The 15,937-nt window shown below is 29.3% G+C and carries 17 protein-coding genes and 1 tRNA gene; 15 read left to right on the forward strand and 3 right to left on the reverse strand.

The window, feature by feature from the left end:
• Window positions 1-47: 47 nt before the first annotated feature.
• The 3 genes from PEPCATONIAE_RS00535 to PEPCATONIAE_RS00545 form a co-directional block, all read right to left on the reverse strand.
• A tRNA-Trp gene (locus PEPCATONIAE_RS00535) sits at window positions 48-123 on the reverse strand.
• Window positions 124-186: 63 nt separating this feature from the next.
• Window positions 187-789 (reverse strand): helix-hairpin-helix domain-containing protein, encoded by a 603-nt coding sequence (locus PEPCATONIAE_RS00540; protein ID WP_138158819.1) that lies wholly within the window; start codon window positions 787-789, stop codon window positions 187-189.
• Between the two features lie 55 nt (window positions 790-844).
• A complete protein-coding gene (locus PEPCATONIAE_RS00545; protein ID WP_180339327.1) occupies window positions 845-1,783 on the reverse strand; it encodes a ribonuclease H-like domain-containing protein in 939 nt (312 codons plus the stop codon).
• 125 nt (window positions 1,784-1,908) lie between these two features.
• On the opposite strand from PEPCATONIAE_RS00545, the gene PEPCATONIAE_RS00550 reads away from it, so the two are divergent.
• The 15 genes from PEPCATONIAE_RS00550 (at window position 1,909) to PEPCATONIAE_RS00620 (ending at window position 15,932) form a co-directional block, all read left to right on the forward strand.
• Complete coding sequence (locus tag PEPCATONIAE_RS00550; RefSeq protein WP_138158821.1) at window positions 1,909-3,057, forward strand: cysteine desulfurase family protein; 1,149 nt, start codon at window positions 1,909-1,911, stop codon at window positions 3,055-3,057.
• 4 nt (window positions 3,058-3,061) lie between these two features.
• Window positions 3,062-4,222 carry a tRNA uracil 4-sulfurtransferase ThiI gene (thiI, locus tag PEPCATONIAE_RS00555; RefSeq protein ID WP_138158823.1) on the forward strand — a complete coding sequence of 387 codons (1,161 nt, stop codon included), beginning with the start codon at window positions 3,062-3,064 and terminating at the stop codon, window positions 4,220-4,222.
• A gap of 8 nt (window positions 4,223-4,230) precedes the next feature.
• Window positions 4,231-4,785 (forward strand): LemA family protein, encoded by a 555-nt coding sequence (locus PEPCATONIAE_RS00560; RefSeq protein WP_138158825.1) that lies wholly within the window; start codon window positions 4,231-4,233, stop codon window positions 4,783-4,785.
• A 19-nt stretch (window positions 4,786-4,804) separates the two neighbouring features.
• Window positions 4,805-5,614 (forward strand): TPM domain-containing protein, encoded by an 810-nt coding sequence (locus tag PEPCATONIAE_RS00565; RefSeq protein ID WP_180339328.1) that lies wholly within the window; start codon window positions 4,805-4,807, stop codon window positions 5,612-5,614.
• Window positions 5,615-5,660: 46 nt separating this feature from the next.
• Window positions 5,661-6,539: a fumarylacetoacetate hydrolase family protein gene (locus PEPCATONIAE_RS00570; RefSeq protein ID WP_138158829.1), complete on the forward strand. Its 879-nt coding sequence runs from the start codon at window positions 5,661-5,663 to the stop codon at window positions 6,537-6,539.
• Between the two features lie 178 nt (window positions 6,540-6,717).
• A complete protein-coding gene (locus PEPCATONIAE_RS00575; protein ID WP_138158831.1) occupies window positions 6,718-7,251 on the forward strand; it encodes a helix-turn-helix domain-containing protein in 534 nt (177 codons plus the stop codon).
• A gap of 16 nt (window positions 7,252-7,267) precedes the next feature.
• Window positions 7,268-8,302 (forward strand): ABC transporter ATP-binding protein, encoded by a 1,035-nt coding sequence (locus PEPCATONIAE_RS00580; RefSeq protein ID WP_138158833.1) that lies wholly within the window; start codon window positions 7,268-7,270, stop codon window positions 8,300-8,302.
• 7 nt (window positions 8,303-8,309) lie between these two features.
• Window positions 8,310-9,149, forward strand: coding sequence for an ABC transporter permease (locus PEPCATONIAE_RS00585; protein WP_138158835.1), 840 nt, complete (start codon window positions 8,310-8,312; stop codon window positions 9,147-9,149).
• The gene (locus PEPCATONIAE_RS00590) at window positions 9,143-9,964 is read left to right on the forward strand and encodes an ABC transporter permease (RefSeq protein WP_138158837.1); all 822 of its coding nucleotides are present in this window, start codon (window positions 9,143-9,145) and stop codon (window positions 9,962-9,964) included. The genes PEPCATONIAE_RS00585 and PEPCATONIAE_RS00590 overlap by 7 nt, the downstream gene beginning before the upstream one ends.
• Entirely contained in the window at window positions 9,948-11,009 is a 1,062-nt protein-coding gene (locus PEPCATONIAE_RS00595) for an ABC transporter substrate-binding protein (RefSeq protein WP_138158839.1), read from the forward strand. Before PEPCATONIAE_RS00590 ends, PEPCATONIAE_RS00595 begins: the two co-directional genes overlap by 17 nt.
• Before the next feature lie 1,142 nt (window positions 11,010-12,151).
• Window positions 12,152-13,171 (forward strand): hypothetical protein, encoded by a 1,020-nt coding sequence (locus PEPCATONIAE_RS00600; protein ID WP_138158841.1) that lies wholly within the window; start codon window positions 12,152-12,154, stop codon window positions 13,169-13,171.
• Between the two features lie 116 nt (window positions 13,172-13,287).
• A complete protein-coding gene (locus PEPCATONIAE_RS00605; protein WP_138158843.1) occupies window positions 13,288-14,127 on the forward strand; it encodes an HAD-IIB family hydrolase in 840 nt (279 codons plus the stop codon).
• 1 nt (window position 14,128) lies between these two features.
• Window positions 14,129-14,968, forward strand: coding sequence for a ribosome biogenesis GTPase YlqF (ylqF, locus tag PEPCATONIAE_RS00610; protein ID WP_138158845.1), 840 nt, complete (start codon window positions 14,129-14,131; stop codon window positions 14,966-14,968).
• Window positions 14,968-15,579, forward strand: a complete 612-nt coding sequence (locus PEPCATONIAE_RS00615; RefSeq protein WP_138158847.1) for a ribonuclease HII — start codon at window positions 14,968-14,970, stop codon at window positions 15,577-15,579. The genes ylqF and PEPCATONIAE_RS00615 overlap by 1 nt, the downstream gene beginning before the upstream one ends.
• Window positions 15,579-15,932 carry a YraN family protein gene (locus PEPCATONIAE_RS00620; protein WP_138158849.1) on the forward strand — a complete coding sequence of 118 codons (354 nt, stop codon included), beginning with the start codon at window positions 15,579-15,581 and terminating at the stop codon, window positions 15,930-15,932. Before PEPCATONIAE_RS00615 ends, PEPCATONIAE_RS00620 begins: the two co-directional genes overlap by 1 nt.
• Window positions 15,933-15,937: the final 5 nt, after the last annotated feature.

The raw sequence follows: 15,937 nt of genomic DNA on the forward strand, positions 1-15,937 counted from the left end.
AAAGACTATCTTAGACTTTAATATTTATAAGTTCTTATTTTTATCAATGGCAGGGGTAGCAGGACTCGAACCCACGACACCTGGTTTTGGAGACCAGTGTTCTACCAGCTGAACTATACCCCTAAAAGTAAACCATAACTTACAACAAAGTACAGTTTACCAAAAATTTATATTTAAATCAAGACATTAATTCGTTTTTATATAATCCTTTATTTCTTCGAACTTTTTTTCGCCTATTCCACCAACATTCATAATATCTTCAATTTTGGAGAAAGAATTTTTATCCCTGTATTTAATAATTTTTTCTGCCATTTTAGGACCTATTCCCGGCAAACTTTTAAGCTCTTCAGCACTAGCTGTATTTATATTTACCTTCCCTTGGTCTGAGCTTGGCAAGTCACTTGTAGAAGTTTCACTTACAGCAGGAACATGAACCCTTTCTTCATCCTCAAGTTTCTTTGCAAGGTTTATATTGTCAAGGTCTGCATCTTCGTACATTCCTCCTGCAGCGTTAACTGCATCTATCACCCTTGATCCCTGATTTAATTCTATAAGTCCAGGATTTTTCACGCGACCGCAAACCTGTACAAAAATAGTATCTGTCTTATCATCTTCATCTGGTTCATCAGAATTTATTTCTTCAAGGCTTTCAACAGCTTTTTGATTAGACTCGTCAGATAAAGTTTTGCTGCTGTATTTGTTGTCATATGTTAGTTTAACTACAAACAAAAGAACAACAACAAGAGTTGCTAATAAAATTTTCTTTTGAAGATCAGAAAAATTGTCCATTTATAACTCCTTAATTTTAATGATTATACCACAGAGAATAAAAAAGGTCTTTAATTTAATAAAGCTTAATGTTTTTAAAAGTATCTTCAATAATATCCATGACTAGTTTTTTTACGTTATGAAAAATAAAGTCTTTTAAATATAAGAGATAGACCTTATCTGGGGAAGGTATATTAGATACATCCTTTATATTATTGAAATCTTCTGATAATATGTAGCGACATATAAGACCTTCATCATATTTATTTTCGTAAGTAAGAATATTTATATTAAAAATATTTTCTTTTAAGTAGAAGCTATGATTAAAACTATTAACTTCACAAGTAAAGGGACAATTTGTTGTACCTTTAATAATTAAAAGATTGTTTGAAAAAGACAAATCCTCAATTATAAAATTGTAACCTTCAACTTCTACAGTAAGCAATTTTTTTATAAAATTTATTATTTCCAAAGATTTTAGAAGACCTGTGACGTCATCTTTATTGTGGTTAATAATGGAGTTAAGTAAGTCGTCGTCTCTTGTTTTTAAATAATTTTTATAATTTTTTATAAGTTCTGCACCTGATATAAATTCATCTCTTTCATATCCAAGAAATTTTTCTATATTCTTTTGCTTGTAACTGTCTAGATTAAGAAGATACTTATATTTTTTTATATAATCATACAAATCGAAGCTTACATAAGATGAGGTTTTAATTGAGTAAAATTGCTCTTTATTTTTAATAAAGGGAAGGTCAAATCTATTGCCGTTATAAGTAATTAGCTTTCTATTATCTACATTTAAATTTAATAAAAGATCGACTTCTTCCTTTAAATTTTCTGCAAAATATATTTTGATTTTTGCAAATTTTTCTATTTCTAAAAGGCCAAGAATGATAATAGTGTCTTTTTGTCTTGAAAGTCCTGTAGTTTCGATATCTAAAATTATGGAATTTTTAAAATTTTCCAAAATAAATTTATTATTTATAGTTATTGGATACTCAAATTTTTTCATATACATCTCCAAGGTCATTATACATTAAAAATCGTTATGATTATTTGAAATTAATTTAAAATTTAAAGAATTTGGTTTATACTTATAGTGATATTTAAAAGAAGCCAAGGAAAGGTTGGTTATGTATGATATACCTAGATAATTGTGCAACAACTAAACCAAGAGATGAAGTTGTTGATATAATGATTCAATCTATGAGGGAGGATTTTGCAAATCCATCATCTTTACATAGTTTTGGACAAAGCGTTGAAAATAAAATTGAAGAGGCAAGAGAAAATGTTGCGAATTTAATTAATGCTGATCCCAGCGAGATATATTTTACATCAGGAGGGACTGAAAGCAATAATACAGCCTTAAATGGTTTTATTAATAAAAACAAAAGATTTGGTAATGAAGTTATCACAAGTTCAATTGAACACTCTTCAATTGTTGAAAAGTTAAATAAATACAAAAATGAAGATTATAAAGTTATAGAAATAGGAGTAGACTCCAAGGGAAATATAAATACTGATGAAATTTACTCAAAAGTTAATGAAAAAACGATTTTATTATCTCTTATTCATGTAAATAATGAACTGGGTACAATTGCACCTATAGCTGAAATTACTAAGAAAGTAAAGTCTATAAATAAAAATGTTTTAGTACATGTAGATGGAGTTCAGTCTTTTGGAAAAATAAAAATAGATATTAAAGATATGAATTGCGACAGTTATTCACTATCAGGACATAAGATATATGGCCCTAAGGGAATAGGTGCCCTATATTTAAAGAATGGTATTCAAATTGAGCCTTTGATAAAAGGTGGAGGGCAGGAAAAAAATATGAGATCAGGCACTGAAAATGTGCCGGGAATACTGGGCCTAGGTAAGGCTGCAAAAATAATGCTTGAAAATTTTGAACCTGAGCAGACTCATATTTTAGAAATTAAAAAATACTTAATAACTAAGTTAAATGAAAATATAAGTGACTTTATAATCAATACACCTAAACACTCATCTCCCTATGTGCTTTCTGTATCAATTAAAGGTATAAGGGGAGAGGTGCTTTTGCATTACTTGGAACAAGATGAAATTTATATTTCAACAGCATCGGCTTGTACTTCAAATGGCACTCACAAAAGTAGAGTTCTAGAGGCAATTAAATTAAAGCCTGACTATGAAGAAGGGACTATAAGAATTTGCTTATCCTATGAAATAAATAGAAATGATATAGATATTTTTATAGAAAAATTAAAATCTTATGTAAATGAAATTCGTGAAATAATGAAAAGGTGATAAATTGGAAAGAGTAGTAAGTTTAAGCCTTGGAGAAGTAATGCTTAAGGGCAATAATAGGAAAAGTTTTATAGACCAAATAATAAAACAAATAAAGAGATCCATATCAGACATTGAACATGGAAAGATTTATATAGATATGGGAAAAATCTATATAAGCGCTCCCAACGATAGCATAGATAAAATTATAGAAAAAACCTTAGATATATTTGGAATAGTTTATGCAAGTCCTTGTATAAAGATAAATAAAAATATGGAAGAATTTGAAGAAGCTATTTTAAAATCATTAGAAGAAGGATTAGATAAAGAAAATAAAACCTTTAAAGCACATTGTAAAAGGTCTGACAAGAGCTTTCCTATTAAATCCATGGATTTAAATAGAGAAATAGGAGCCATAGTTTTAAAAAACACTGATTTAACCGTGGATGTTCACAATCCGGATATTTATCTTTATTGCGACATAAAAAAAGATGTATACATATATACAAAAAAACATAAGGCAAGAGGAGGGCTTCCACTTGGTACAAACGGCAAGGGACTTCTCCTTTTGTCGGGGGGAATAGACTCTCCTGTAGCAGGATATATGATGGCTAAAAGAGGCATTAAGTTATCTGCCCTTCATTTTCATTCATATCCTTTTACATCAAAAAGAGCTGAGGAAAAAGTTCACAACCTGGCAAGGATTCTATCAAGGTATTCCGGAAGAATTAAAATATATTCAGTCAATCTTTTACCTATACAAAAGGAAATAAACAAAAATTGTCCTGAAAGGGAAATGACCATTATATCTAGAAGATTTATGATGAGAATCGCAAGAAAAATATCTATTGAGAATGGGTATAAATCGATTATAACAGGAGAAAATTTAGGTCAGGTAGCATCCCAAACAATAGATGGATTAAATGTTACAAACAGTATAGCAGATATGCTTGTTTTTAGACCATTAATAGGGATGGATAAAATAGATATTATTAATATTGCTAACAAAATAGGTACCTATGAAACTTCAATACAGCCTTTTGAAGATTGCTGTACGGTATTTCTTCCAAAGCATCCTGTTTTAAGACCTAAGCCGGAAGATATAGAAGCTTCTGAATCTTTACTGGAAGTGGAAAATTTAGTTGAAAGCGCAATTAAAGAAATGAAAATCGTAGAAATTGATTAGGAGGAATTATGAAGAAAATTATAGTAGCAGTAGTAGCTATATTATTGTTAATAGTAGCAAGTATTGTACCTAAATATAATAGACTTGTTGAACTTGATAATAATGTAGATCAAGCTTATTCCCAAGTTCAAGTAGTAATAAAAAGACGTGCTGATTTAATACCTAACCTTGTTGAAACTGTAAAAGGTTATGCGAATTTTGAAGAAGAAACTTTAACTAAAATTACAGAAGCAAGATCTAAGGTTAATAGTGCAAGCGGCCCTGAAGAACTCGCAAAGGCTGATTCTCAATTAACTGAATCAATTAGAAATTTTAATGTAGCAGTTGAGGCTTACCCTGAATTAAAGGCAAATCAAAACTTCTTGGATTTACAAGCACAGCTTGAAGGTACTGAAAATAGGATTGCAACTGAAAGGCAAAGATACAACGAAGTTGTTGCAACTTACAATAAAGAAGTAAGGAGTTTTCCTATGAACTTGTTTGCAGGGATAACCGGTTTTGAGAAAAAAGAATTTTTTGAAGCACCTGATAATGAACAAGAAGCTCCTAATGTTAAGTTTTAAAAAAGTTACAGGTGATAAAATGAGAAGGAAAAAAGTATTTTCTCTAATAATCGCCATGTTATTTTTCTTTACATCTTCGATTTTTGCAAAATCTTTAGAGGAACTGATACCAGACCCTGCTGAGGCAAGCAAGAACGTATATGACGAACTTGGTATTTTGAATAGCGATACAATTGAATATATGAACAATACAAATTCCGACTTGCAAAGTAAAACTGGAGGGCAAATAGTTGTTGTAGTGGTAAAATCCCTAGATGGATATAGCATAGAAGAGTATTCGACAAAGCTTTTTGAAAAATGGAAAATAGGAGATTCCAAAGAATTAAACGGGAGCCTTTTGCTTTTTGCTATAGATGATCATAAAATGCGAATTGAAAATGGTTATGGGACAGAGGGTTTTATTCCTGATGCATATAGTTCAAGAATAATAAGAAATATTGCAGAGGTATTTACATCAGATCCTGATAAGGGAAAGTTCAATGAAGGCATCCTTGAAGGTTATAACGAAGTCTTGCAGTATTATGCAGATGAATATAATGTTGAAATAGAAAATAAAAAAGATTCTGAATTTGATTATGCTGATTCAGAAGATGAAATTTATGTTTCCGATATTATGAGGATAATTTTTATAATGATAATTATTATAATTATTTTCAGCGGTCCCAGAAGAGGTAGTAGGTATAGGAGAAGGCGATTTCCATTTTATGGCGGTGGCTTTTTTGGAGGAGGGTCCTCAGGCGGAGGTTTTAGCGGTGGAGGATTCTCAAGTGGTGGTTTTTCCGGCGGCGGAGGAAGATCCGGCGGTGGAGGAGCAAGCGGAGGTTGGTAAAATAAGGGGCAATGTTTATACATTGTCTCTTTTCTAAGGAGAAAAAATGAAATTATTTAATTATAAGAAAGACGGACAGATAAGGTTAGGATTGAAAATTAATGGTATTTCAATAGATCTTGTTAAGGAAGCAAAAAATTTAGACTTTGATATAGAAGAGGACATGATTTCATTTATAAAAGGCTACAACAAAAAAGACTGGAATGAGCTTTTAAAAAGAATTGAACTAAATAAAAAATCACTAAATTTTTTAAATGAGGAAAAGATAGAATTTGCACCTGTGGTTTTAAATCCTGAGAAAATAATATGTGTGGGTTTAAATTATAAGGAACATATTGAAGAATCAGAATCCTTTAATCTTCCTAAGGAGCCAGTTCTTTTCAGCAAATTTAATAATTCTCTTTGCGCTTGTAATGAAGATATTCCTTTGCCTAGATATGGTAAAGAGTTAGACTATGAAGCGGAGCTTGTTATAGTTATAGGGAAAGATGGCAAAAATATAGACGAATATTCTGCTTATAAACATATTTTTGGATATACTGTTGGAAATGATTTATCAATTAGAGATCTTCAGTTTTTATCAAATCAGTGGCTTATAGGAAAAACGGCAGATAAATTTGCTCCAATAGGACCGTATATTGTAGAAAAAGATTATATAAATCCTAATAACCTTAATATTTCAACTAAAGTTAATGGAGAGTTTAAACAAAATTCAAACACTAAATATATGATTTTTAAACCTGAGGAAATAGTAAGTTATGTGTCAAGAAATATAAGCTTGAAAGCGGGAGATTTAATTTTCACAGGCACTCCAAAGGGGTGCGTTCTTGGATATCCTAAGGACGAAAGAAACTGGCTTAAAAAAGGTGATGTCGTAGAAATTGAAATTGAAAATATAGGAAGGCTAATAAACAAGTTAGTTTAGAATTAAGGATCATGAATAAATTTTCATGGTCCTATTTTTATAAATAATTTTGGTAATAGTATATTAAGTTTTTTATTTTATTTTTTAAATAATATTGACTTTAAAAATTAAAAGGTTTATAATTCATTAGTATTTAATAAACTAAATAATTTGTTTAATATTTTATAAGGTGATTTTATTGGATATAGGTAAAAAATTAAAAAATCTAAGAGTTAAAAATTATTTAACTCAGGAAGAATTGGCAGATAGATCTGAACTTACCAAAGGTTTTATATCTCAAGTTGAAAGGAATTTAACATCTCCATCAGTCGCAACTCTCATAGATATTTTAGAAGCTCTTGGTACAAGTCCTGATGATTTTTTCAAAGAAAGTGAAGAAAAAATTATTTTTAAAGATGATGATTATTTTAAATCGGAAAAAAGTAAAGGATATAAGGTAAGTTGGATAGTGCCAAATGCTCAAAAAAATCAAATGGAACCAACTATTTTAGAACTTGAATCAGGGGTTTCTACAAGAGAGATTCAGCCTTTTCCTGGTGAGATCTTAGGATATGTCTTAGACGGAAAAATAGAGTTAACTTATGGAGACGATATTTTTGAAGTAAATAAAAATGAAACTTTTTATTTTGCAGCTGATAAAGCAAGTAAGATAAAAAATTTAAGAAAAAAGTCGGCTAGGGTTATGTTAATCAGTTCGCCACCAAATTTTTAGGAGATTGGAGGAGTACATGGAAAATAATATTTTAATTAGTTTAGAAAATATTACCAAATCCTATGGGAACAATACAGTTTTAAAAAATTTTGATTTAGAAATTAAAAAAAATGAATTTTTAACCTTATTAGGTCCCAGCGGTTGCGGTAAAACTACTATACTTAGGATTATAGGAGGATTTGAATCTCCTGATGAAGGAAATGTTATTTTTGATGGGGAAGATATAACTAATTTGCCTTCATATGACAGAAAAATAAATACAGTTTTTCAAAAGTATGCACTTTTTCCTCACTTAAATGTTTTTGACAACATTGCTTTCGGTCTTAAAATAAAGAAAATGCCTAAAGACGAAATAGAATCAAGAGTTAACGATGTTTTAAAAATAGTTAATTTAGTTAATTTTAATAAAAGGGACATAGATTCTTTAAGTGGTGGCCAACAGCAAAGAGTTGCCATTGCAAGGGCCTTGGTTAATGAACCGGAAGTTGTTTTGCTTGATGAACCATTGGGAGCACTTGATTTAAAACTTAGGCAAGGAATGCAAATAGAGTTAAAAAGGCTACAAGAAAAAGTTAGGAGTACATTTATCTATGTTACTCACGATCAGGAAGAAGCCCTTACTATGTCTGATACTATAGTAGTTATGAACAATGGAGTTATTCAACAAATGGGAAATCCTATAGATATATATAATGAACCTAAAAATGCTTTTGTAGCTGATTTTATAGGGGAAAGTAATATTATTCCCGGAACAATGTTTGATGATTATAAGGTTAGTTTTTTAAATCATACATTTGAATGTGTAGATAAAGGATTTGAAAAAAACGAGTCTGTTGAAATAGTAATAAGACCTGAAGATGTAAAACTTGTTAAAAATGATGGTTACTTAAAAGGAAAAGTTGTATCAAATATTTTTAAAGGCGTTCATTATGAAATGGAAATAGATATAAACGGTTATATTATGCTAATTCAGTCTACAGTATCAAGTGAAGTAGGAGAAGATGTAAACATAGTTATAGAACCTGACCTTATACATGTAATGAGAAAGTAGGTACACTATGAAAAAATATTCTTACTTTTATATTTTATGGGCAATAGTTTTTATTCTTTTACCTTTAGTGCTTATTTTTGTTTATTCTTTCAATGGAGAGATAGGTGTAGGATTTGAAGAGTATTCCTTTTCCCTAGATAACTATAAAAATTTTTTTGATTCCCTTTATATAAAAATACTGTTAGTATCTATAGGTCTAGCAATGATATCTACACTTTTATGTTTATTAATAGGCTATCCCTTGGCATATATTATTTCTAGAATGTCTGAAAGATTAAGAAATAATCTTATACTTCTATTTGTTATACCAATGTGGATGAATTTTTTATTAAGAACCTACGCTTGGTTAACTCTTTTAGGTAATAATGGACTTTTAAATAAATTTTTCGGGCTTATAGGACTTGGCCCTTTTGACCTTATGTATAATATGAAAGCTGTTTTGCTAGGTATGGTTTATAATTTTTTGCCATTTATGGTTTTGCCAATTTACTCCGTTCTTTTAAAAATAGATAAGGACCTAATTGATGCTGCAAAAGATTTAGGAGCTGATAACAAAAAAGTTTTTTTAAAAGTAATTCTCCCATTATCACTGCCCGGAGTATACACAGGAATAACTATGGTATTTATTCCTGCTATATCAACCTTTGTTATTCCAAACCTACTTGGAGGAAACAAATTTTATCTAATCGGAAACTTAATTGAAAGACAGTTTACCTTTACAGGGGATTGGGGATTCGGATCAGCAATAAGTATAATACTTATTATAATTATGTTTTTGTCACTTTTCGTAACCGGAACTATATCAAAGGGAAAGAGTGAAAATCAAGAAGGGGGTGGCTTATGGTGAGAAAATATCTTGAGAAGATATATCTGTTATTAATTTTTGTTTTCTTGTATGCTCCCATAGTCGTTCTTATGGTATTTTCCTTTAATAATTCCAAGCTAAAGGGCAGGTGGATGGGGTTTACTTTCAAATGGTACAAAGCTCTTTTTGAAGATACCACAATATTGCAGTCTCTTTATAATACTCTAATAATCGCATTAATTGCGACGGTTGTTGCAACTATTATAGGAACAATTACAGCTATAGGTTTATATGAATTAAGAAACGGATTTTTAAAAAAATTTATATTAAACATTAATTACTTGCCTATTTTAAATCCTGATATTATAACAGCTGTTTCATTAATGGGACTTTATGCACTATTTAAACCATTAGGATTAAATTTCGGTTTTGTTACCATGACGATATCCCATATTGTATTTTGTACCCCTTATGTAATATTGGCAGTTTTACCGAAACTTTATCAAATGGACAGGAATACACTTGAAGCAGCGATGGATCTTGGAGCAAAGCCTTTATATGCAGTAAGAAATGTTGTAATACCTCAGATAATTCCTGGTATTGTAACAGGAGCATTAATGTCATTTACCTTATCAATAGATGATTTTGTAATTAGTTATTTTACAACAGGTCATGGAGTTTCAAATCTGTCAATAACTATTTACTCTATGGCAAGAAAAGGTATAAATCCTTCTATTAATGCAATTTCTACAATAATGTTTTTAACATTATTAGTTTTGCTTCTTATAATTAATAAAAATACTATAAAAGTAGATCTAACTACGGAGGAAGGGGAAAATATTGAAGAAAAAATTTAATTTTGTTTTAATTTTACTTATCTTACTTATTTCCTTGGCAGCTTGTTCAAAAGGAGATTCATCAAAAGAAACAATTAATGTGTATAATGCAGGAGAATATATTGACATGTCCGTTATTAAAGACTTCGAGAAGGAATTTAATGCAAAGGTTGTTTATGATACCTTTGCCTCAAATGAGGACATGTATCTTAAGGTTACTCAGGGAAATGATACCTATGATGTTTTAGTACCGTCAGATTATATGATAGAAAGACTTATTAAAGAAGATTTTCTTCAAAAATTAAATTTTGAAAATATACCTAATTTTGAAAAGGTTGAAGATGCACTGAAGAACCCTGAATTTGATCCATCTAATGAATATTCTGTACCCTATTTTTCAGGTACTTTAGGCATTATATATAATAAATCTATTATAGATGATAAAATTGATTCTTGGACAGATTTATGGCAAGAAAAGTATAAAGATCAGATAATTATGTATAACTCTCAAAGAGATTCAATAGCTTTGACTCTTAAAATGTTGGGTTATTCAATGAACTCAACTAATCCGAAAGAGCTTGAAGAGGCAAAACAGGCCCTAATAAAACAAAAGCATTTAGTCTATGCCTATCTAACAGATGATGGCAAAGACACAATAGTCCAGGGTGATGCAGCAATAGGAGTTCAATATTCCGGAGATGCGGCTCTAATGATTAATGATAATCCAGACCTAGAATATGTTATCCCAAAAGAGGGATCAAATGTTTGGATAGACTCCTTTGTAATACCTAAAAATGCAGAAAATAAAGAACTTGCTGAAAAATTTATAAATTTCATGTGCAGACCTGAAATAGCAAAAAGGAATGCGGAATATTTAGTAGGTTATACTTCACCTATAAAAGATGTTAAAAATCTTTTGCCTGAAGAAATGAAAAATTCTGAAGTTGCATACCCGGATTACTCTAAATTACCGGAACTTGAAACCTATAAAAATTTAGACAAGGAAGTTTTAGCCCTGTATGATAAGGTTTGGACTGAAGTATCCGCAAGCTCAAAAGAAAAATAAAGTCCTATATTTTTAATTTAAGTTTTCTTATTTATATAAACTATTTTATAATATGTTTAAACTTAATATTGTCATTGCCTTGATAAATTTAAGAAATATAATTTTGGAATAAAATATAAAAACTAATCCTGAAGCTATTTTAGAGAAATTATTCTAAAGTACTAGATTACAATAAAAAATAATTTAATAGATATAGAGTTTTTCTTGTAAGTAAAATACTTGGTAGTTTTAGAACCTTACAAAAATAAAAATATAATGATGTGATAGATTGGAAATCCTTAATTACAGAATATAAGTACGATACCTTAAAAACTGCTATTAAGATGAAATACAATACAATAATCAATGATGCTATACAGGGAAAGCACATACTGGTCATAATAATTATAAAACTGGTAAAGGCTATCTAAAGAAAGGAATAGATCCGCAAGGGTTTGTTTATAAATATGCTGGGACAGGGAAATAAAAATAAGTCCTAGAAGTTTTAAGTAAAGGCCTTAATAAAAGACAGTATAGCGATGATAGACAGGTTAAGTTTTATAATAATATACCAATTGTATATTTAGATAATGAGACAGAGTTCATAATATTATAGATAGAGGGAAAATGGAAAAATATCTGATTTAGGCTATGATATGCAAGATGTGATTGCAGAGATGGATTATATGGATGATTTCACAGAATGTAGAGAAAAGATCATAGAAATATTCAACAAAATGAAAAAAGAATATAATTATAACAAGCACACTAGCAAATAATGTTAGATGTGCTTTTTTATTGAAGAAAATATAGAAAGGCTTTAATTAAAAGTTTAAGTGTAGATAAGGGAAAACTCTATATAGTTAGATATTGGCATATAGACTTTGAATTTATAAACAATTTGAGATTAATATCTATGGAGGAAAAGAATATATAAATAGTCTAGAAAAAATGTAGTAACTAATAATATTACCTTGCACTTATTGTCCTTTATATTTTTATTAGTAAAAGCATATCTAATATACAAATAAATAGATAATTTTAAAATTTAAGAAGATGCTTTAATATGTGTATTTTAAGCTTTTATATATAAACTTCTTTATATTCTCATATTAATATGTTATTATATACTCATAAAAATGTTTTCATATGGAGGTTATTGAATGAGTAAAAGATTAAAAAATGCAATTATATTTGGTATATTTATTTTAATTTTATTCATCTCCACTTTAACTGGTAAATTCAGTGCCAATAACTTATGGAGTCAGTCCGAGGGAATAAGCTCTGAATTCGGAGGATTGCTTTTTAAAGATCCTGCCGATGTTTTGAATCTGACAGTTCAAAGAAGTATAGACAAAAGTGACGGTGAAGATATTGTTAAATATGATGTTGAGTTTATTTATCAAGGTCAAGACTCAGATCTTAGAATATTAGGCACTCCTGTTAGACAGGTGTTTTTCGGCAAAGGGTTAGTTCCAAGCCATAGCGTAGTTAATATAAAGGGTGACTATGATAAAATAAATGATAAGCTTTTCAATGAAAAACTTTCTTTAAACGATTATTATAAAAAGACTGAGAACTATGAATTTACAGCTAAATCCCAAATAAGGCTTCCTCTTGAAAATAGGGAAGAAGCTTATTCATTTACTTTGTACTATAAGCCAAGGGATTTAATGTATAAGAGTGAAGATAAATTTGCTTCAATGTCTGTATTTATAACAAATGCAAGAGTTGACAAATTTACAAATTCTCAAAAAATGGGAGAAAACGAAAATCCTACCTTTAGTGAATCAGGATTTTATGTAAATGCACAAGAAGTAAAAAATGACAGCAAAGTATCGAGAGTATCTTTGTTTAACAATGTTACGTATCTTGTTTTTGTAGTTTCAGTTATTCTTGTTGCAGGATTAATTTGGTTAGATAAAAAGTCTCTTTCAAAATTATTTATACCTTTGTTCATGCTTATAATTTTAACTTTTTATAAGTTCTTAGGCTTAGCGGCATCAACGCCTGTTATTCTCATAGTATTCCCTATTTTATCTTATATTGGAACATCTTTAGCTAGGCTTATGACAAAGGATACATTGAAACTTACAAAGAAGGAACTTAAACAAAATTTAGCTTACACTATAGCTTTCTTCGTATTTATGCTTGTAGTTATAATTATACCTAGAGCAATGTAATTTTATAGAATAAAAATTAGAATATATCGGCATTAGAACTTATAGTTTTTATGCCGATTTTTATTGACAAATTCACTTGTATACATAATTTGATATTTTATGATAATATATAAAATATGAATAAGAAAAACATATTAATTTCTTTTGATCTTGACGGTACTCTTTTAAAAGATAATAAAGAGCTTGATAATAGGAATTTTGAATATTTAAAAAAATTAAAATCTAAAGGTTATAAGGTAATTATAAATACAGGTAGAAGTTATAGATCTGCAGCTAATTTTTTTAAGGGTAGACTTGGAGTTGATATTATTTTTAACAATGGGAATGCTTGCAGGAATGTTGATAATGATGAGCTTTTGTTTATAGAACCTATAAAAAATGATATTGCTGTTAAGTTTATAAGTAAGGTTAAAAGCAAAAAGATTCAACCTCTAGTTCATATTAATCTTTATGATAGAGGTTATGATATAGCCACGATAAAAAGATATACCAATGAAAAAGCCGATAAATATATTAAAGCTTTTGGAGATCATGTTTTGTATTTAGAAGATTTTAGAAATCTTAATGCAGATATTATATCTATAGTTTTAATAGGTGAATATGAAGATTTATATCCATATAAACTTGAATTTGAGATGGATTATCCGGACTTTAATATTCATCTTATGAAGATTCACTCTAAACATAATTATATGCTTGAGATTTTACCTAAAACCAGTGATAAGTGGTATGGAATACAAAGATATATTAAGGCAAAAGGTATAAACGGTATTTATACAATTTCAATTGGAGATGATTCAAACGATTTTCTCATGCTAAAAAATTCGGACTTTGGCATTGCAATGATAAATGGAGAAAAAATAGCAAGGGATGGAGCAGACATTATTTCTAAATATAATAACAATGATTTAGGTGCCATTAAAGCTATTGATGAAATTTTAGAGGTTGGTGAGTGAATTGAATATAAATTGGTTTCCAGGACATATGAAAAAAACCATTGAAGATATAGAGAAAAAGTCGCTACTTACTGATTTTTATATTGAAATAATCGATGCGAGAATACCTATTTCAAGTAGAAATCCTTTACTAAAAGAGGCTCTTAAAAACAAACCCGGCCTTTTAATTTTAAATAAGTCCGATTTAGCTGAGGACTCCCAAAATAAAAAATGGGAGAAAGAATTATCTCAAAATGGAAATTTTGCAATTTTATATAATTCAAATAGACCTAATGTAAATAAAATTATAGATGCTTCATTTAAACTTATGGAGGATAAAATAAATAGTTTTAAGTTAAAAGGAGTTAACCTTACAACACTTAGAGCTATAATAGTTGGGATACCTAATTCAGGTAAGTCAACTTTTATTAATGGAATTTCAGGTAGAAAATCTGCTAAAACAGGAAATAAACCAGGAATCACCAAAACCAACCAGTGGATAAAAATAAATACTAAACTCCATTTACTAGATACTCCAGGTATTTTATGGCAAAAGTTTGAAGAAAAAGAAACTGCTCTTAACTTAGCATATACAGGGGCTATTAAAGATGAAATATTAGATACTGAGACTCTTGCTCTTAGGCTTGTTGAAAAGCTTAACGAAATTAATCCGGACCTTATAAAAAATCGATATAAAATACAAACTGATGATTTGACTTCTATTGAGATTTTAGATGCAATAGCCCTAAAGAGAGGAGCTATTATTAAAAAAGGCATGATAGATTATAGTAAAGTTGCAAATATTATTTTAGATGAGTTTAGGAAAGGAATAATGGGTCCCGTAACTATTGAGAGGTTATAATGGAAAATTTCGAAGAGGAATATTCAAATAATGGTTATAAATATATAGCAGGTATAGATGAAGTAGGTAGAGGATCTTTATTTGGAGATGTTCTGGCCTGCTCTATTATTATGCCTTTGGAAAATAGAATAGAAGGAGTAACTGATTCCAAGAAATTATCTAGAAAAAAGAGAGATTATTATTATGAATTGATTTTAAAAAATATGGTTGCCGTGGGCATTGGTAGAGTAAATGCAAATCTTATAGATAAAATAAACATTAAAAACGCTACTCACCTAGCTATGATTAAATCTGTTAAAAATCTAAGAAATAAGTATGACAAGCAAATAAGACCTGATTTGCTTTTAATAGATGCTGAGCATATAGAAGCCGATATAGAGCAAGTCTCTATAATTAAGGGAGATGACAAGTGCTATACTATAGCATGTGCATCTATTGTAGCAAAAGTATATAGAGATAAGCTATGTGAAATTTGGGCTAAATCATACCCTGAATATGGAATTGATAAACATATGGGATATGGCACAAAAAAACATAGAGAAATGATAAAACTTTATGGTCCATCAGATATGCACAGAAAGACTTTTGTTAAGAATAGTGAGAACTGGTAATGGATAATAAATATTTAGGTAAACTTGGAGAAGATGTTTCTGTAAAATATTTAGAAGATAAGGGCTATATAATACTTGATAGAAATTATAGAGCTCTAGGTAAAGAAATTGACATAATAGCTTTAGATAAGGACATATTAGTATTTATAGAAGTAAAAACTAGAAGCTCAAAAAAATTCGGATTTGCTTATGAAGCAGTAGATGAAAGAAAAATCTCAAATATAGTTAAAGCATCTCTAAATTATATAATTTCTCATAATCTATCAAGATTTCAAGTAAGATATGATGTAATAGAATATTATAATATTGATGGACGTTTAAACCATATAGAAAATGCTTTTTATGCCGTATAGGAGGA

It is taken from the genome of Peptoniphilus catoniae, assembly GCF_901447155.2.
GTDB classification, from domain to species: Bacteria; Bacillota; Clostridia; order Tissierellales; family Peptoniphilaceae; genus Peptoniphilus_E; species Peptoniphilus_E catoniae.